The sequence below is a fragment of the Bacillus tequilensis genome (assembly GCF_012225885.1).
GTDB lineage: Bacteria > Bacillota > Bacilli > Bacillales > Bacillaceae > Bacillus > Bacillus tequilensis.
The window spans coordinates 60,252-78,910 of the sequence record NZ_CP048852.1 but is presented as its reverse complement, the minus strand read 5'-3'; the positions used below and the strand labels follow the sequence as shown (position 1 = coordinate 78,910).

At 44.2% G+C, this 18,659-nt stretch carries 15 protein-coding genes and 2 tRNA genes; all 17 read right to left on the bottom strand.

The window, feature by feature from the left end; genetic code table 11:
- Nucleotides 1-128: 128 nt before the first annotated feature.
- Complete coding sequence (gene ftsH / locus G4P54_RS00415) at nucleotides 129-2,042, bottom strand: ATP-dependent zinc metalloprotease FtsH (protein ID WP_024713080.1); 1,914 nt, start codon at nucleotides 2,040-2,042, stop codon at nucleotides 129-131.
- Nucleotides 2,043-2,139: 97 nt separating this feature from the next.
- A complete protein-coding gene (gene hpt, locus G4P54_RS00410; protein ID WP_019713025.1) occupies nucleotides 2,140-2,682 on the bottom strand; it encodes a hypoxanthine phosphoribosyltransferase in 543 nt (180 codons plus the stop codon).
- A complete protein-coding gene (tilS, locus tag G4P54_RS00405; protein ID WP_167871479.1) occupies nucleotides 2,679-4,097 on the bottom strand; it encodes a tRNA lysidine(34) synthetase TilS in 1,419 nt (472 codons plus the stop codon). Before tilS ends, hpt begins: the two co-directional genes overlap by 4 nt.
- A 103-nt stretch (nucleotides 4,098-4,200) precedes the next feature.
- Nucleotides 4,201-5,217, bottom strand: coding sequence for a serine/threonine protein kinase PrkT (gene prkT / locus G4P54_RS00400; protein WP_167871478.1), 1,017 nt, complete (start codon nucleotides 5,215-5,217; stop codon nucleotides 4,201-4,203).
- A complete protein-coding gene (locus tag G4P54_RS00395; protein WP_024713077.1) occupies nucleotides 5,183-5,920 on the bottom strand; it encodes a vWA domain-containing protein in 738 nt (245 codons plus the stop codon). Before G4P54_RS00395 ends, prkT begins: the two co-directional genes overlap by 35 nt.
- 84 nt (nucleotides 5,921-6,004) lie before the next feature.
- Complete coding sequence (gene spoIIE, locus G4P54_RS00390; RefSeq protein ID WP_167871477.1) at nucleotides 6,005-8,488, bottom strand: stage II sporulation protein E; 2,484 nt, start codon at nucleotides 8,486-8,488, stop codon at nucleotides 6,005-6,007.
- Nucleotides 8,489-8,688: 200 nt separating this feature from the next.
- Nucleotides 8,689-8,760, bottom strand: a tRNA-Glu gene (locus G4P54_RS00385).
- Nucleotides 8,761-8,772: 12 nt separating this feature from the next.
- Nucleotides 8,773-8,846, bottom strand: a tRNA-Met gene (locus tag G4P54_RS00380).
- A gap of 170 nt (nucleotides 8,847-9,016) precedes the next feature.
- The gene (locus tag G4P54_RS00375; protein WP_003218379.1) at nucleotides 9,017-9,403 is read right to left on the bottom strand and encodes a S1 domain-containing RNA-binding protein; all 387 of its coding nucleotides are present in this window, start codon (nucleotides 9,401-9,403) and stop codon (nucleotides 9,017-9,019) included.
- Nucleotides 9,404-9,483: 80 nt separating this feature from the next.
- Nucleotides 9,484-9,861: a cell division protein DivIC gene (gene divIC, locus G4P54_RS00370; RefSeq protein WP_167871476.1), complete on the bottom strand. Its 378-nt coding sequence runs from the start codon at nucleotides 9,859-9,861 to the stop codon at nucleotides 9,484-9,486.
- A gap of 17 nt (nucleotides 9,862-9,878) precedes the next feature.
- Nucleotides 9,879-10,514, bottom strand: coding sequence for a spore cortex biosynthesis protein YabQ (yabQ, locus tag G4P54_RS00365; RefSeq protein ID WP_024713074.1), 636 nt, complete (start codon nucleotides 10,512-10,514; stop codon nucleotides 9,879-9,881).
- Nucleotides 10,511-10,813, bottom strand: coding sequence for a sporulation protein YabP (yabP, locus tag G4P54_RS00360; RefSeq protein WP_003242114.1), 303 nt, complete (start codon nucleotides 10,811-10,813; stop codon nucleotides 10,511-10,513). The genes yabQ and yabP overlap by 4 nt, the downstream gene beginning before the upstream one ends.
- A 78-nt stretch (nucleotides 10,814-10,891) precedes the next feature.
- The gene (locus G4P54_RS00355; protein ID WP_003226716.1) at nucleotides 10,892-11,152 is read right to left on the bottom strand and encodes an RNA-binding S4 domain-containing protein; all 261 of its coding nucleotides are present in this window, start codon (nucleotides 11,150-11,152) and stop codon (nucleotides 10,892-10,894) included.
- Nucleotides 11,153-11,154: 2 nt separating this feature from the next.
- Entirely contained in the window at nucleotides 11,155-12,624 is a 1,470-nt protein-coding gene (yabN, locus tag G4P54_RS00350; protein ID WP_167871475.1) for a bifunctional methyltransferase/pyrophosphohydrolase YabN, read from the bottom strand.
- Nucleotides 12,614-14,212, bottom strand: a complete 1,599-nt coding sequence (locus G4P54_RS00345) for a putative polysaccharide biosynthesis protein (protein WP_167871474.1) — start codon at nucleotides 14,210-14,212, stop codon at nucleotides 12,614-12,616. The genes yabN and G4P54_RS00345 overlap by 11 nt, the downstream gene beginning before the upstream one ends.
- 181 nt (nucleotides 14,213-14,393) lie before the next feature.
- On the bottom strand, nucleotides 14,394-14,930 hold the full coding sequence (gene spoVT / locus G4P54_RS00340) for a stage V sporulation protein T (RefSeq protein WP_167871473.1): 537 nt from the start codon (nucleotides 14,928-14,930) through the stop codon (nucleotides 14,394-14,396).
- A 135-nt stretch (nucleotides 14,931-15,065) separates the two neighbouring features.
- A complete protein-coding gene (mfd, locus tag G4P54_RS00335; protein WP_167871472.1) occupies nucleotides 15,066-18,599 on the bottom strand; it encodes a transcription-repair coupling factor in 3,534 nt (1,177 codons plus the stop codon).
- Nucleotides 18,600-18,659 lie beyond the last annotated feature (60 nt).

Here is an 18,659-nt window from a genome sequence, read left to right as displayed (position 1 = left end):
CCATACACGATCAGCGGCTCATTTGTAAACAAATCGATACCAGAATTGGATGATTGCAAAAGAGGCTGCCGAGGCATGATTGACATAAAAAAACTGCCGGCATCAGCCGGCAGTTTTCAGAGAAGACGTTACTCTTTTGTATCGTCTTTCTTATCTTCTGTTTTTGTCAGAATGTTTACTTTCACATCATCGTTCTTCTCATCGTCAGAGAAATTGCGCTCAGGCAATGTCCCGTGATCAATAAGGTGTTTGATTTGTTCAGCGTCAAGCGTTTCAACTTTCAGAAGCGTTTGGGCGATCAATTCAAGCTTGTCACGATTTTCAGTCAGGATTTGTTTCGCGCGTTCATAACATTCTTTAATGATACGCTGAATCTCCTGATCGATTTCGTAAGCGATTTGATCACTGTAGTTCTGTTCGTTGTTGAAATCACGGCCTAAGAATACCTGACCGCCTTGAGACTGTCCAAATTGCAACGGTCCCAGTTTTTCCGACATACCGAATTCTGTAACCATTCGTCTTGCAATATTCGTCGCACGCTGGAAGTCATTGTGCGCTCCAGTGCTGACTTCACCGAAGATAATTTCTTCAGCGACACGTCCGCCCAAGAGGCCGACAATTTTATCAAGCAGCTCTGGCTTTGTCTGGAAGTAACGGTCTTCTCTCGGCAGCATAACAGCATAACCGCCAGCCTGGCCGCGAGGAACAATCGTTACTTTATGCACCATATCAGCCTCATCTAAAACGAGTCCGATCACGGTGTGTCCGCCTTCGTGATAAGCCACGATATTGCGTTCTTTCTTGGAGATGACGCGGCTCTTCTTAGCAGGTCCGGCAATAACACGGTCCGTTGCTTCGTCAATATCACGCGCATCGATTTTTTTCTTGTTTTGACGAGCGGCCACGAGAGCAGCTTCGTTCAATAGATTTTCTAAGTCCGCGCCTGAGAATCCTGGTGTTCTCATGGCAATTGATTTCAGATTAACCGTTTCATCCAGCGGTTTATTTCTCGCATGGACTTTCAATACAGCTTCACGGCCAATGACGTCTGGGCGGTCCACTGTGATTTGACGGTCAAAACGTCCCGGACGAAGTAAGGCAGGGTCCAAGATGTCCGCACGGTTCGTCGCAGCAATGATGATAATTCCTTCATTAGCGCTGAATCCGTCCATTTCAACAAGCAATTGGTTAAGCGTCTGTTCACGTTCATCGTGTCCGCCGCCGAGACCTGCTCCACGCTGGCGTCCGACTGCGTCAATTTCATCGATAAAAATCAAACAAGGCGCATTCTTTTTTGCATTTTCAAACAGGTCACGCACACGGGAAGCACCGACACCTACAAACATTTCAACGAAATCAGATCCGCTGATGCTGAAGAAAGGCACGCCGGCTTCACCCGCACAAGCTTTTGCCAGCAATGTTTTACCGGTACCCGGAGGTCCGACTAATAGCACGCCTTTAGGTATTCTTGCGCCAAGCTCAGCAAACTTGCGGGGATCTTTCAGAAACTCAACAACTTCAACAAGCTCTTGCTTTTCTTCGTCAGCCCCTGCAACGTCCTTAAATTTGACGCGTTTCTTTTCCTCTGTATACAGCTTCGCCTTGCTCTTACCAAAGTTCATGACACGGCTGCCGCCGCCTTGAGCCTGATTGAGCAGGAAGAAAAACAGAATAAAGATAATGACAAATGGAATGATGGTCGTCAGGAATGTCACCCATCCGCTTGTTTCTTGAGCGGGCTCAACCTTTACATCTGTCTTTTTCAAAGCATTAAATATCTGGTCTGCTCCCTTTCCTTCAGGAACATGAGTCAAAAAGTATCGATCTTTGTCGTAGTTTTTCAGCTGTCCTTTTACCTCATAAACACCTCTGACAGGCTGAACCGATACGCTATCAACTTTCCCGTCATCCAGGTTATTGATGAACGTACTGTACGACATATTTTCTGTTTTCGGATTTGAGGTCTGGAAGTAGCTCACAACCCCGATTACTACTAATAAAATAAGTAAATAAAAAATGGTATTACGGAAGACCCGATTCATTCCTTACCTCCTCCCACAGTAAGCACAACTATGTTCAATAGTACCATAGAAAATCATTCCAATACAAACAATAACCATCTCGGAAGCAGGCTGCCGATCAGCTTTCATAAACTGCCGGTTTTAACACTCCGATATAAGGCAGATTGCGATAGCGCTCAGCATAATCAAGTCCGTAACCCACAACAAACGCGTCAGGCACTTCAAAGCCTACAAAATCTGCTTTGATGTCCGCTTTTCTTCCGCTCGGTTTATCCAAAAGGGTAACAATCTTAATTGATTTTGCTTTACGGTATCGGAAGAGCTCTACTAGATAACTTAAGGTTAACCCACTGTCGATGATATCTTCAATAATTAAGATGTCCCGGCCCTCTACAGATGTATCCAAATCTTTGATGATTTTTACTTCTCCAGATGAAACCGTAGAATTTCCGTAGCTTGATACATCCATGAAATCCATTTCCAAATATGTATCAATATGCTTGATAAGATCCGCCATAAAAGGAAGTGCTCCTTTTAACACACCGATTGCCAACGGAAATGTATCTTGATACTCGCTCGTTAATTCTGCGCCTAACTCTTTTACTTTCTCCTGTATCTCTTCCTCTGAGATCAGTACTTTCTCGATATCATGTTTCATCATGATTTTGCTTGCCCCCTACACTTTTCATGCTGTCTATATTGTAATACAATGCGGTCGCTGTTTGGAATCACAAGATCTTCAAAAATTGATTTTTTCAAGCCCGGTATCCAGATAATTTCACCGCTTGCATCCGTCACAATCGGCCAGTTGTCTCTTTCTCGGAGAGGCACTTTCTTATCAATAAATATATCCTTTACCTTTTTCGAGCCGTTCATCCCTTTTAGTTTGATCCGGTCTCCAGTTTTTCTCATCCGGATCGTTAAGGGAAATCGCACCTTTTTTTCACTTGTAATAAAAACAGCATTCCCATGTTCTTCAGGCGAATCCGCATAATGCTTTGCCTCTATCAAAAATCCATTGGGGAGCACTGCCGTTTCATCAGCAGCTCCGCTTATCTGGTATTCAAAGGGAACATTTTTGCACTGCCATTGTTCAAATGTAAACAAACATGTCTGATATGATTTGACCACCTTCAGCCCTTGTGGGAAGTCCAATACTCCTGAAGGACCGCCCTTTTCCGCCCAATCAAGAAACTGCTGTATATGATGAGCTGAAAAGGATGATGGACCGTTTTCATAAAGATAGTTTAATATTAGTTGAACTCCTCTTCTTTGTAAAGGCATCGGGAGGGCAAGCAATAGAGAGGAATTGATTTCAACTGATGTATTAGACTTGCTTGTGATTACTTTATTCATTTCATCTTTCGTTAATGACTGTAAGAATTGCTCATCTTCCGTCAGTGCCTCACTGACTTTCTGAAACCTTTTATGCACATCCGGCGACTCCTGTTTTAAAAACGGGAGCACTGTTTTTCTGAATCTGTTTCTTGTGTAGTCGTCTGTGGCGTTGCTTTCATCCGTCCGGTAGCTCAATCCGTTTTTATGGCAATAATGAAGGATCTCTTCCTTTGTAATGGTTAAGAATGGCCTGATGATCCGCCCGGCCCCAAAACGTCTGACCGGCTGCATACCCGCAAGTCCCGCTCCAAGCGTGCCCTTAGCCAGCCGCATAAGCATCGTTTCAACTTGGTCGTCACCATGATGCGCGAGCGCCAGATAGTCCGCTTGATGCTTCGTCATGATTTCCTCAAAAAACTGATAACGGCAATCACGTGCTGCAGCCTGCTTGTTGAGGCCTTTTTCCTGTGCATAAGCGGTTACATTGATTTGAACCGTTTCGCAAGAGAGCTGTTCAGCCTTACAATAAGCTTGGACAAAACGCATGTCTTCCTCAGATTCCAGGCCTCTGAACCGATGGTCGACGTGAGCCGCAATAATGTTCGCTGAACAGCCGTATAATGTATGCAGCGCGTGAAGAAGAGCCATTGAGTCCGGACCGCCGGAAACGCCTACAATAATTGTCGCCCCTTTTAACGTAAGATTGTGTTTATTAAAAAAATCTTCGACACTTTTCACAATATCCTCCTCACAATGAGCAGGTTTTTTAAAGATATTCATATCCTATCACTTTCAATCCTTCCAAGCAAAGAAGAAGCATAGGCTTTGCAGTTCGCGCCATTCAGATTAAGAAAAAGATAATGTAGGCGAAATAAAGCGCTAAAACACTGATTACGATAAGTGTTGTTTCAAATAATCCTCCCGACTTAGCCGGCTTCTGTTTAGGTGTGTATCGCGTCTTTGTTACTTTTCCTTGGCGCGGTTTTTGCTGCCTTTGTCTCGCGGCCGGCCGCGGTGCTGTTTTTACAGCTTGTTTTCTCTGTGCTGCCTTTTGTCCCGCGTCAAGCATCCCCTTTTTCATTTCGTCTGCGGATTGATAATTTCCGTTCAGAGCTGAAAAAAGCACTTTTTTATACTTTTGCAGCAGCGGGTGCCCTTCGATCAGAGAATTAAGCTGTTCCTTAGGCTGGTTTGTTTTCTTGAATTCTTTTTTATACACACTGTTGATCATAATCATGGCAACCGCGAACAGATCATAGGATGGCTCTGCTTTTCTTGTTCCATACCCCCAATAGCCTCTGTCGTAAAACTCCGTATACTCTTTTATCGCCCGGCCTTCCTTTGTCGTGCCGCCTACATCAATACAGCGAATTCTTGCGGGCGGGCCAGTGACGATCAGATTATCAGGTTTTAGATCTCCGAATATCCATCCTTGCTGGTGAAGCGCCGACAGGCTGGATAACAGCTGAATCATCAAAACCGGTATCCATTCCGCTCCTTTATCATTGACATACTTTAAAAGCAGCGGACCTTTTATGTATTCCATTGCATAAAATGAAACTTTCGTATTGGCACTGGGGATATAAGCATCATCCGTATCAAAAAAAGAAGGCCCCATCGTAACGGACTGGGCCTTTGAGAAAGATTTCAAGACATTCACTTCAGAAGTAATAGACAGGCTGTCATCACTCACCTTTAAGGCAACATGTCCATCTGATGCTTCTGCCAAATAAACAATTCCATTAGCCCCTTTTCCAAGCTGTTTACGCAATGTATAAGTGTTTCCGTTCCACTTTCCTTTAATTGCCACACCCGGTTTAAGGCTACATGCCAAACTCGTCAAAGCGTCGTTCATCATCTGCCAGCATGCTCCTTCTTGAGCGGATTTTTTCAAACTGCATTGCCGCTTCACGTATCGCCGGACCTGTCGGCGTGATGCCGCCTGTCGAAAGCTTTGCAAAGAGTGTGGAAAGAGATTGCAGCTTCGGTGTCCAGTTCAGCACAAGCTCGACCTCTTGTTTTTTCCCGGGAAATATACACATGGCAAATTCGTTATTCCCGATTCGGGAATTGAGGCTGACAGACAAATCAATCAGCGCCTCCTTTACTGTAGGAAGCTTAGGCGCCATACTTGCGCTTGTATCCACAAGAACCAAAACCTGAAGATGCACCGTTTCTCCAAGCTCGTCTACCACTTCCATGACTTCGCCGCGTTTTTCCGGAGAAAGCTCTTCCATTTCCACATTCTTTCCGAGAATTTGTTTCAGCTCCTGATTGACTACACCTTGTAAGGTTTGCGTCATCGCTTTTTTTGTTACCATTTGTACGGTTTGTGAAAGCTGAGAAGCATAAACGACCTGATGCACGCCGCCTCCGGCAAGTGCAATCCCTTCGACTTCCTTCATTGCCTCAGGGTCAATTTGATTTTCTTCCATTATCCCTATGACATTTACCGTAATCCCCTGCTCTTTAGCAAAAGCAGCCATTGCAAGAGGGTCTTCCCCGTGGTTCGAGCAGCCATCCGTTATCAGCAAAATTTGATTCAAATGTCCGTTATTCACATTCATTCCTCCTGGAGAATACGAGGATTCTCAGATTCATATATTTCCATCTTCGCCAGAAGAAATTTGATTTATACGGAAGCGCTATGAAATTTCTTGTTTGTTTTGAAAGATGGCAGGGACAGGGATGGATGCCCACTTCGGCGTATTATGATCAATCCGGACGACAACAACTGTCATATCATCCTCAATTTGACCGGATCTCGTACGGATGACTTCTTCCATGAGCAAATCGGCAATCTCCTGCGGGTCATTTGTTTTCAGCCCCTTCATTTTGCGCTTCATCCATAAATCATGATTTTCTACATGCTTAGGCCCCTCAAAAATGCCATCACTCATCATAATTAAGAGGTCACCCGCTTTCAGCTGCTCACTCACAACCTCCACATCGAATTCATTAATAATGCCGATTGGCAGATTACTCGCTTGAACTTTCATGACCTGATCGCCCCGTTTGATAAAGCTTGGCGTCGATCCGACCTTCAAAAACTTACAGCTGGCATCTTGAAGATCGATAATAGACAGGTCAAGCGTGGAATATATCTCATCAGTTGTCCTCAGGGACAGTATACTGTTGATGGTTTTAATCGCTATTTTTTCATCAATGCCGGATTCAAGTATTTTTTCAAGGAGCTTGATCGTTTCATTGCTTTCGAAGTGCGCTCTTGCGCCGTTGCCCATTCCGTCACTGATTGCCGCAGCATACTTTCTGGCCCCAAGCTCCATCATGCTGTAGCTGTCGCCGGAGACAAGGCCGCCTCCCTTCGCGGCGTGGGCAGCACCTGTAGATACCTTGTATGATTTCGTTGATCCAAAGGCGACATGGCTGTATCCATTTGGATGCGGAGAATGCTGTTCGGCTTTCACAAGAATTTGCTCCTCCAGAATGTCAGAAAGCATAGGGGCAATGATTTTTTCACTTTCTCCATGTCCGCTGAACGGAATGGTCATTTCGATATCGATATTTCCTTGTTCAAGGCTATAGATCTCCACATGCTGAATCTCGATTCCAAAATGCTGAAGCGCCTCTATAATCTGCTCTTCCTGAAGAAAGTGCTGTTCGCGCTCTCTTTTTATTTCCCGAGAAAAGTCTGCCATGACCTCAGAAACACCTAAAAGCTGTTCAGCAACAAGCCGCCTGCTGTCCTGCACCTTTTTCTTGAGCGTTAGATGGGCATGATGATGTGCGAGTTCATCCTCAATCAGCTCTTCAACCTGCCTTGATTTCGAGCAATGCTGATGAAATTCTTTTTTCAGCCTTCGGTTTGATGCATATTCTTTTTCTTCTGTTTCAAGCATAACTTGTTTCATTAAGTCATATGTTTTATCAAAGTTCTGTACCCAGCACTTGTTTTTCTTGTAGCATGTCTGACAGGAATGCTCCGTGATTTTGCTTAAAAACAGATCAACTTCGCTGTCATCTGTCTGCTCGTCTGATGCTTGGTAAAAGGTCGCGAAGCTTTCAGACAGCGCGTGAAAAACATTGGAGAACTGATCTACCTTTTGAGCGGTGACATCTCTTATTTTCCTTGCATATTGCTGCTGCTCTTGAAGATGCTCGACGGTTCCCGGAATATATCTCGCCACCTTCCTTGTAATCGATTGAGGTGTAAGTAAAAACAGGCCGACTGCAATTAATGACTCATAGAGCGTTGTCATCAGGCCGGCAGAGCCTTCACCATATAAAGAAATAAGAAGCGATCCGACGATCAGCCCGATTGCTGCGCCCGCTTTTTTCCCTTCCTTCAGCAAACCGCCTAATAGACCTGAAAAAGCGAGCAGACTCATTTGATAGAGGTTTCCGATATTTGCCAGACCGAGAATCAGACCGGTCACAACACCAACCGTACAGCCAATGCTTGCTCCGCCAATAAAGGAAAAACTCAAGACCACATAACGCGCCAATATGTGTTCTGCCTGCATCCCTTGGTAGGACAAGCCGGCAAGCCCCGTCAAAACGGAAGCGATAAGGATCATAAAGCAAATGATTTCTTCTATTTTTAATGATTGTTTTACTTTTTTCACTGTGAAAACCGGAAGACTCTGAAGAAAAATCAGCGTTAAAATAAAGGATAATCCAGCCTCAACAACAGCCATCACATAATCATAGGTTGTGAACGTGCCATTTTGAGCGTAAACAAACCCAGCTCTTGCTGCAGCCATGGAGAAGAACACGACAATCGGGAGTGCTTTCACGCGATCGTCGGTGATGAAAGCCGCCACTTTAGAAAATACGAAGAAGGCCAGCAATGCTCCTAGTATGAGCAAAGAGTGCTTCGGGGAAATGGTCAGCGCACCTGCAAGCACAGCCAGCACCGCATAAAGCGCCTTGTCTCTTCTAATGAGTAGCATCGCTCCAAAGAAAGGAAGTGCGAAAGGAAGCACCTCGGATAATATGAACGCTCGTCCAAGCAAAAATCCGATGACAACATAAATAAATCCTTTATAGAAAAACAGTGAATGCAAATGATGAGTCACCAGCTTCGTGCCCCTGTCCAAAAACGATTGGAGTTTTTCCAAAGCTTGTCCCGTCATTGGCCCGTTCACTCTTCTTTCTGCTTTTTCCATTCCTCTCATCTCCCACCTGTTATATTCGTTGCCTGTCATTATAGCGAAAACACAGATAGGATTTTGTCAAAAGAAGGTAACAATACCATAGAAGTCTTCGACGGTTTCTGCCTTGATATTCGTTTATCAAAAGAATTTCCGGAATGTTGTCTAAAAATGAAAAAACTCGGTTTCTGCAAGAGAAACCGAGTTTTTCAGGATGACCCGTACGGGATTCGAACCCGTGTTACCGCCGTGAAAGGGCGGTGTCTTAACCGCTTGACCAACGGGCCAAACAAATATGATAGCGGCGGAGGGGATCGAACCCCCGACCTCACGGGTATGAACCGTACGCTCTAGCCAGCTGAGCTACACCGCCATATTTTCTGGTGCTTCTAAGCACAAGTTATATAATACAAAGGTTTGTTCCTTTCGTCAACAGAAACTTTAATGTTATAATTTTCAGACTCTTATAGCGGGTGAGGATAATAAAAAAAAGCATCCGTCGGGATGAACGGATGCTTCATTTATTTATAGAAAGCAGCAAGGTTATCCTCTTCTTGCTCCGCGCCCTCCACGTTTTGATTCCGTATTGCGTTTTAAAGATGACAAGCGGTCTTCGCTGTCTTTTAAAAACTTATTCATTTTCTGTTCAAAAGATTCTTTCGGACGGAAATCATTTCTAGGTCTGGCTTGCGGACGGTCTTTAGCTTTTTTAATAGATAAACCAATTTTCCCGTCTTTTTCAACGTTGATGACTTTCACTTCAACTTGGTCGCCGACTTTTAAGTGATCGTTAATGTCTTTGACATAGTTATCAGCTACCTCACTGATGTGAACGAGACCGGTTGAGCCTCCAGGCAATTCAACAAATGCTCCAAAATTTGTAATACCTGTTATTTTCCCTTGCAACTTGCTGCCAACTTCAATCGACATAAAAAAAGTGCTCCTCCTTAGGCTTATAAAAAGATCGTTTGCTTAATTATACCTAAATAAAAATTTAAGTGTCAACAAGGCTACTTGCTCTTCTTCTCCACATTGAAGATAATTTCTCCGTCTCCAGACATGAATAAGTCCCTTCTGGCAAGCTCTGTGACGTAATCCTCATCGTTCAATTTGGATATTTCTTCTTTTAAATCTGTTTGCTTTGTCTTTAAACTCTTCAGTTCCTTTTCAAGCTGTTCTTTCTTTTCTTCTTTTGCGCTAAGGGAAGATGTTTGGGACCATACGGAGCTTGCCAGCACGATTGCCGTCAGGAATACTAGGGCGCCGAAGACCGTTAACCGTCTGTACAGTCCTTTTCGTCTTCTTTTCTTCAGCTGATTTTGCCGCTCTACTTGTTCTTTATATTCGTTTTGTATTTCAGCTATCGTTCGTTCTCTGGAAAAATTCAAACCAGACGGTCCTCCTTTCATCTCTTCAAAAAACGTGTAATGGTCGTTCTTATGGTTACCAATAGTTTCTTCTTCTTTTTAAGAAATCCTGCACCTTTTTCAAAATAACGTCTGAAAGTTAGACGCAGTTTTACAGGAAGAAGTTTCAAACATTGTTTTGCGATAAAACGGATCGGAAAACACAGAATCATGGTTATTTTATATAGACACAACAAGAGAAAAACGATCAGGCTGTATGCTTTCTTTAACAAAAACGCTGCCAGCCAGAGGATCGCTCCGCATGTCCACACAATTGGACGAAAGAACACGTGCTGAATGAGCCTTTTGAAGAATTGATAAACAGAAACAACAAGGTAAATGACGAATTTCAGTATTTTTATATAGATTCGTTTGCAAAGACTCTGATACGTCGCAACGCCGAGCAGAACCGCTAAAAAGATGTACAGCCTGAATTCTCCCTCATTTACATGAAGCAAGACATAAAAGAATAGCAGCCCTTGCAAAATCCAGAAAAGAATATCATGAATAAATAATAGCCATCTGGCTGTTTTGGCACGAATGACAAAGAGCCGGTATGTATCAAGCGATGCGCCAAGCCAGAGACCCATACCGGACATCGCCAGCATTGTATAGAATTGTGTCGTCAGCGTCATTTAAACAACTTGCTAAAAAACCCTTTAGCTTTATCCCCTTGTTGTTCGTCTAAGTACACTAGATCAAATACCCTGCCTTTAATAGAAACAATCCCTTTTTCCACATCCAAATTTTTCATCTGCAGGTTTTGCCCTCTGACTGAGAGCATTCCCATTACCGTTTCCAGCAGGAATTCTTCATTATCAAAGCTCTCCACCTGCTTAACCCCAGAAATATCTAAATGCTTCCGGCCTTTCATTGTCACATCATGCTGCTCCGGAACAGACGAAGAACCTTTTTGCTCATAATATGAATTCATCTATTCAGCCCCCATATCCTCGATACTTTTAGCATTATTACTGCATTGTATGAGGCGGGGGATTTTTTTAGAACAAGCCTATTCGCCGAGTTTTTCTTCCTTTAGGATCGTATACATGTTTGCAGCCTCTTCTTTTTTCGTGGTGTCTTTCAACTCATTGACTTGAACCGTCACAAGCTTTTGGCCGAAGCGGACCGTTAGTTCGTCTCCCGGTTTTACATCAGAGCTTGCTTTAGCCTGGTTTCCGTTAATAGAGATTCGCCCTTGGTCAGCTACTTCCTTTGCTAGTGTACGTCGTTTAATCAGCCGTGATACTTTCAAAAATTTATCTAATCTCATAGTTATGATCTCCTCTCAGTTTCTTTTGCTTCATTCCACAGTTTGTCCATGTCCTCAAGAGACATATCAGCCAGCTCGATTCCCTTTTCCCTCGCTGTTTCCTCAATGTAAGAGAACCGTCTCCGGAATTTGTCATTGGTCATGGCCAACGCTTCCTCCGGTTCTATTTTGTAGAAGCGGGCTACATTTACGAGTGCGAATAAAATGTCGCCAAACTCAGCCTTGAGATTGTATTCATGAGGATCTTCAGAAACCTCAGAAGAAAATTCCTTCATTTCCTCGCTTACCTTTTCCCAAATGTCGCTGACGTCTTCCCAGTCAAAACCCGTCTTCGCTGCTTTTTTCTGCAGTTTAGCAGCTTTTGAAAGGGCTGGAAGGGTTTTCGGTACGCTGTCTAATAAGGATGCTTCGGTTGTGTTTTTTTCAGCCTTTTTGATGTCTTCCCAATTTGCCAAAACATCGTTTTCATCCTGAACCTTAACATCTTTAAACACATGGGGATGTCTTCGGACCATTTTTTCACTGATTCCTTTTATGACATCATCAATTGTGAAATAACCTTCATCTTCACCGATTTGCGCATGAAGTAAGACCTGAAGCAAAACATCGCCAAGCTCTTCGATCATATGGTCTGTGTCTTCTTCGTCAATTGCTTCGAGAAGTTCATAACATTCTTCAATCATGTATTGTTTTAATGACTGATGCGTCTGCTTTTTATCCCACGGACATCCATTAGGCCCGCGAAGCTCTCTGATGATGCTTCTGAACGCTGAAAATTCGTGGTAAAGCAGCTTCTCTTCTTTAATCGGCGGAATATATACACTTGTTAAGTTATTTAGGGTGACATTGCGGTCCAGCTCAAATAAAGGCACTGCCTGGATCACCTCGTCACGGCTTCCTGCCGCAGTCACGATCACAACCTCGTAATCGTCAGGCAGCTTTTCCATCAATGTCAGCTTGACTTCAGAAGCTGTCATTTGGTCGTAAACCTGACAAATGATCAGGTGATGTCTGAGCTCAAGCTCATCCGCAGACAGCGTACCGGCATCCACAAATTGAAAGCCTTCAATCGGGTCGATTTGCAAGGCATTAAATGTGGCATCAAGAAAACTTTGTCCTCCTGCGACTTTTACTTGAACGTTTTTCTCTTTCTGACGCTCCGTCAGCAGCTGTACGGTTTTTTCCGCAACAAACGGGTGTCCCGGCACAGCATAAACCACGTCCTCACGCTGTGCCTCCTTAAATAGGATATCAGCGATTTCTTCGTATACGGCATCGAACTGGTCGTGTTTCTCATAAATATCGTCAAAGAAACGGATGTTCTTCGTTTCCTTTTCAAGCTCCTGAATTAAGGGATGATCCTTGGTTCTGACATACAGCGTATCTGCCTTCGTCAACAGCTTGTATATACCAATTGTCAATTGGTCCATGTCACCGGCGCCAAGTCCGACGACTGTAATATTACCCGCCATCTCGTCCTCTCCTTCTTATGATTTTGCTCAGCCTATTGCCAAAAGGCACACTGTTCAGCTCTTCATCTGTAAATATTCCCAACCTCATCATACAATAAATAAACACCGCGCCACCAATGGCGACAGCAGAAATACTTTCAATCACAGCCGCTCCTCTTCCTGATGCTGGAAACAAGAAAGTCCAGAGACGCCTATACGCAAGTAAGACAGCCGACATGAATAGGGAAGATCCAACTACTCGAATCAAAACGCCTCTCAGCTTATTGAGCCATTCCTTCTTCCGAAGCTGATACAAGTTAAGACCGGCGACAGCCGCAAAGGAAGCCGCTGTTGCCAGCGATGCGCCTTCAATCCCGTAGCGCGGTACTAAAAGAGTGTTTAGCACCCATTTCACCGCAACGCCCGCTCCCACCGCTACCGCAGGGAAAACGGTGTGTCCCGCACCCTGCAAAACTGCAGCTGACGTGACTGCCAGAGACGCAAACAATATGGAGCAGCTGAATACTTGTAATGCAGCTGTCCCTTCACCATTTTGAAACAGCATGATATTCACCGGCTCAAGAATGCAAATCAACCCAGCTGACGCGCCTGCCCCCAGTACAAAACACAGTTTTAAAGAAGACGTGGCTTTTTCTTTTATGATCCTCAGCTCATTGTTCTTTACGGCTTTAGAAATATACGGAACGAGTGACGTCGCAATGCTCACCGCGAAAACCGAACCAAGCTGCAGCAAGGGCTGCCCCCGATCATAAATCCCCTTTAGGCGTTTCGCTTCTTCACTTGCCTCACCGCCCGAAAGCAAAGCGTATAAATTCAATGCATCGACAAGCTGGATAAACAAAAGCAGCAAACTGCTTACACAAATGGTAACCGAATATAAAAGCAGTTTTTTTGCCAATTCTTTTGTTGTTATCACATTTTCATTTTTCCAATCTGTTTGGTTGTCTCTTTTTGCTTTGAACCAAAAAACTGCGAGTATGAGTAACGCTACGCAGCTACCGGCAAGAGACCCGGATGCGGCTGCCGCTCCCGCGGTGTAAAGCGAAGCTCCCTTTTTGACGAGCCAAAATGATAAGCTCAAGAGCACCGCAACCCGCAGAAACTGCTCTGTCATCTGCGATAAGGCAGACGGGAGCATATCCTGCCTTCCTTGAAAACCGCCTCTCAGCAATGCGACCAACGGGAACAGCAAAAAGGCATACGCGGTCACTTGAATTAACACTGCCAGGTGTGAATCTCCCATAAAAAAGGCGATTGGAACAGCTCCAAAATATAAACAAAGAAATAACAAAACACCGATTAAAGACAAAAACACCGCTGCTATTTTTAATATGGTGTGATGGCTTTTTTCGCTATAATCATTCATCAGCTTTGATATAATGACCGGAAATCCTGATGTTGACAGCATAACCGCAATACCAAGAAACGGGTATACCTGCTGATATATATAAAATCCAACATCGCCGACAATGTTTTGAAACGGGACTCTGTAAACGGCGCTTAATATTTTTGAGATGACGCCTGCCAGAATTAAAACAAAAGCCCCCTGCCAAATCCAATGCCGTTTAACGCCTATTGAATCATCCATCCAAAAGCTCCTTCCCAACGTCAGAGGCAATACGGTTTACGTATTACCGAGGCACACATAAAAACGAGGTTATTATACCACAACCAACCCTTGGAATCCTTTTTGGGCCTGCATAAAAAAGAACAGCGTCCCCAGGGAGAGCTGTTCTTTTCATACCTATTTTCGATAAAAGGAATAAGACCTACTGTTCCATTTGACGAGCTAAAAATCCAGCAGCTGTCTCAACGGCTTTATGTTCTACTTCGCCCATTGTCTGATCCTTAGAAAAAATCACCACGGCGCCTATCGGATCGCCATTTGCTACAATCGGGCCAATAGTGTAAGAATTCATATCCTCATCTATGCCATTCAAAAGCTGTACTGATTTTGCATCACTTTCAAGCACGGAACTGCGCTGATCCATAGTTCTTTCGAGCATTTCGCTGATCGCTTTGTTTAAGTAGTCTTTTTTTGAGCTGCCAGACACGGCGATATATACGTCACGGTCACAAATAAGGACTGAATGTCCTAGACTGTCGTAAAGCGCGTCTGCATACTCCTTTGCAAAGTCTCCAAGCTCACTGATCGGAGAGTACTTTTTCAAAATCACTTCCCCGTCGCGATCTACAAAAATCTCAAGCGGATCGCCTTCCCTGATTCTCAGAGTTCTGCGAATTTCTTTTGGAATCACGACCCGTCCTAAGTCATCAATACGACGTACGATACCGGTTGCTTTCATCTCTGGTGCCTCTCTTTCATTTGATGGTATATACATGTGGGAAAGACCTAAAGCAGTTACTTTATGTACCTTCCGCCTCGCTTGAAATTAGTATCCGTCACATCAAATGTAATATACACCAGAGAGTAACAAAATTTACGTAGATGAAATGGTTTGCTTTTTCACATCTTTAAGGCCCTTCAGCATGCCCAGCACGGTTTCGAGCCATTCATCGGCACTGCGGCCTTTCGTCTGTATGGAGATTTTGAGTTTTTTTCCTTCCATTCCCAGTCCGATTTGTCTGCCGTATTTATTGCCGAGCTCAAATAGCTTCTGGCCGTCAATTTCAGCACTTGCGTCTTCTGAAATCGTCAATCTGACAGCATCTTTATCCTGCTTAACCAGCTCCACACGCTCTTGTTTCGCATAAACCTTCATTTCCGCAACAGTAAACAAGTATTCAACTTCTTTTGGATAATTGCCAAACCGGTCAATCATTTCGTCTTGAAGCTCATTCTTCTCTTCAATGGTAGCCACAGACCTGAAGCGTTTATACATATCAATTTTTTGTTTGCCGTCTTGGATATAGGTTTCCGGAATATACGCATCAAGCTCGACATCAATTTCTGTTTCAAATTGCTCCGGCTTCGCTGTGTCCCCTTTACGTTCTTCAATGGCCTCTTTCAGCATCTGTGAATAAAGGTCAAATCCGACTGAATCGATGAAGCCATGCTGCTGGGCGCCAAGAAGATTCCCGGCTCCGCGGATCGTTAAGTCACGCATGGCGATTTTAAAGCCGGAACCAAGTTCTGTGAACTCTTTAATGGCCTGCAGCCTTTTTTCAGCGACTTCAGTCAGCACCTTATCCCGACGGTACGTGAAATATGCATACGCCACACGGTTAGAACGGCCGACACGCCCCCGCAGCTGGTAAAGCTGGGAAAGACCCATTTTATCGGCGTCAAATACGATCAGCGTATTGACGTTCGGAATATCAACACCCGTTTCGATAATGGTTGTACTGACGAGAACGTCTGATTCTCCTTCAAGGAAACTTAGCATAACGGTTTCTAATTCATTTTCTGTCATTTTCCCATGCGCATACGCTACCTTCGCATCAGGGACAAGCATTGAGATCTCATCCGCTTTCCGCTCGATATCCTCTACCCGGTTGTACAAGAAATAGACCTGTCCTCCGCGTGCAAGCTCACGTTCAATCGCCTCTCTGACAAGAGCGCCGTTGTATTCCACAACATACGTCTGTACAGGGAAGCGGTTTTCCGGCGGAGTCTCGATCACTGAAAGATCCCTTACGCCAAGCATAGACATATGCAGCGTACGAGGAATCGGTGTCGCCGTTAATGTTAATACATCAACATTGGCTTTGATCTGCTTGATCTTTTCTTTGTGGGTTACACCGAAACGCTGCTCTTCATCAATGATAAGGAGCCCTAAGTCTTTATAAACGACATCTTTTGACAGCAGCCGGTGCGTCCCGATAACGATATCTACAGTACCATTTTTCAATCCTTTGATCGTTTCGTTCGCTTCTTTTCTCGTTCTGAACCTGCTGAGAAGGCCAATATTAATCGGATAGTCTTGGAAGCGCTCAGTAATGGTTTCATAGTGCTGTTGTGCCAAAATGGTTGTCGGGACGAGCAGTGCTACCTGCTTTCCGTCACCAATCGCCTTAAACGCTGCGCGTATGGCAACCTCTGTTTTCCCATAGCCTACATCTCCGCACAGCAAGCGGTCCATCGGACGTTCTCTTTCCATGTCCTGTTTGATCTCATGAATGGAACGAAGCTGATCCTCAGTCTCTTGATAAGGGAACGCTGACTCAAATTCACGCTGCATCTCATGATCTGGAGAAAACGCATAGCCTTTGCTTGCTTCTCTTTCGGCATACAGCTTAATTAAGTCATCGGCAATATCCTGAACAGAGGTCTCTACTTTCTTCTTGACCCGCTTCCATTCGCTTCCGCCTAATTTGTACAGCTTAGGCTCTTTTCCTTCGGAGCCGACATATTTTTGCACCTGATCAATTTGTTCTACAGGAACGTAAAGCTTGTCGCTTCCCTGATAATGGATATTTAAATAGTCTTTATGAATTCCATTGATTTCAAGGGTCTCAATTCCTAAATACTTTCCGATCCCGTGATTAATATGAACGACATAATCACCGATTTGAAGCTCGGAATAGCTTTTAATACGCTCCGCATTGGTCAGCTTCTGTTTTCGCGGCTTCTTTTTCACACGGTTTTTGAACAGTTCTTCTTCCGTAATAACGGCAAGCTTCATTAACGGCAGCTCAAATCCCGACTGAAGCTCGCCTTCCATGATATAAACCTGTCCCTGAACAAGCGCCTTTTTGCTGTCTGTCATGGCGGCTTCGATTTCATAATCAGTCAGAACAGAAGATAATCTCTGTGTACGTTCTTTGTTTGCCCCTAAAAATACAACAGTGAAGTTCGACTTTTTAAAGCGTTCCATTTCACCCGCAAGCACGTTCATTTGGCCATGGAAACTTTGCATTTGTCTGCTCGACACATTGACGATATTTTGCGGACTAGTATGGTGTACATGCCGTAAAAATAAAGAATAGTACAGCAGAGGGCGTTTTTGCCCAGCCACTATTTTCTGGAAGCTGAATGACAAACTGATGTCATGCAAAATCTTCCCTTCCTCAAGAAGATTAGTGATAAATTCCGCTTCTTCTTTTTGAAGCTGTTCTTCCATCTCATGAATCCGGCTGACTTCATCCAAAATCAGAAGCGTATTCTCAGGTGTATAATCTAGTAAACTAGCAGGCTGTTCATAGAAATAAGAGAGATACTTCACCAGCTCCTGATCTGTCTGTCCTTCAGACAAGCGTTCTTTATCATGAGAAATATTGGCGTGAAGAATTTCTTTTTGCTTGTCAGCCTTTAATTTTTTCAGGCTTTCGGCAAGGCCTTTATCGATCTTCTCCATCGCACGCGCTTTTTCTTCAGGTCTGATAATCAATTCCTTCGCGGGACCGATATTGATTGAGGTCAGGGTTTCGATTGACCGTTGATCATCTGAATTAAAGCTGCGGATTGAATCCACTTCAGTGTCAAACAGTTCAATTCTCACCGGATGCTCTGAAGTAAGCGGATAAATATCAATGATTCCTCCGCGAATGCTGAATTCTCCGGGTGCGGAAACCATATCAGACCGCTCATATCCTACCTCCACCAAACGTGATGCAAGCTGATCAGGTTCGATATCATGACCCACTTGAATGAGCATTTGGCTGTTTCTCCACACCTCTACAGGCGGGAGCATTCTTCTGATTGCAGCTACAGGAGCCACGACGATTGGTGCTTCTCCATTCGTTAATCTATTAATGACATCTAATCGCTGCGCCCGCAATTCAGGGCTTGCGACTGCGATTTCTGATGAAATGAGTTCATTGACGGGGTACAAAAGGACAGACCGATCCTCTAGAAGTGAAGTCAGATCATCCGTTACTTTTTGGGCTTGATATAAGTTATGGGTGATTAGAAAGATTGGCTTATTCGTTTCATTAGCCAGAGCGGAAGTAAAAACAGAACGCGCGGAACCCGACAGACCCGCAAGCAGTTGTTCCTTCAGCCCCTCGTGTAAACCGTTGATGATGGATTTAAAGTCATCGCTCTCTTTTATAAAGGTTTGAATGTTGTCCATATAGCCCCTCCTCTCTGTTTCCTGTGAGAACAGAAAAACGCTTTGGTCTAGTGTCTACAC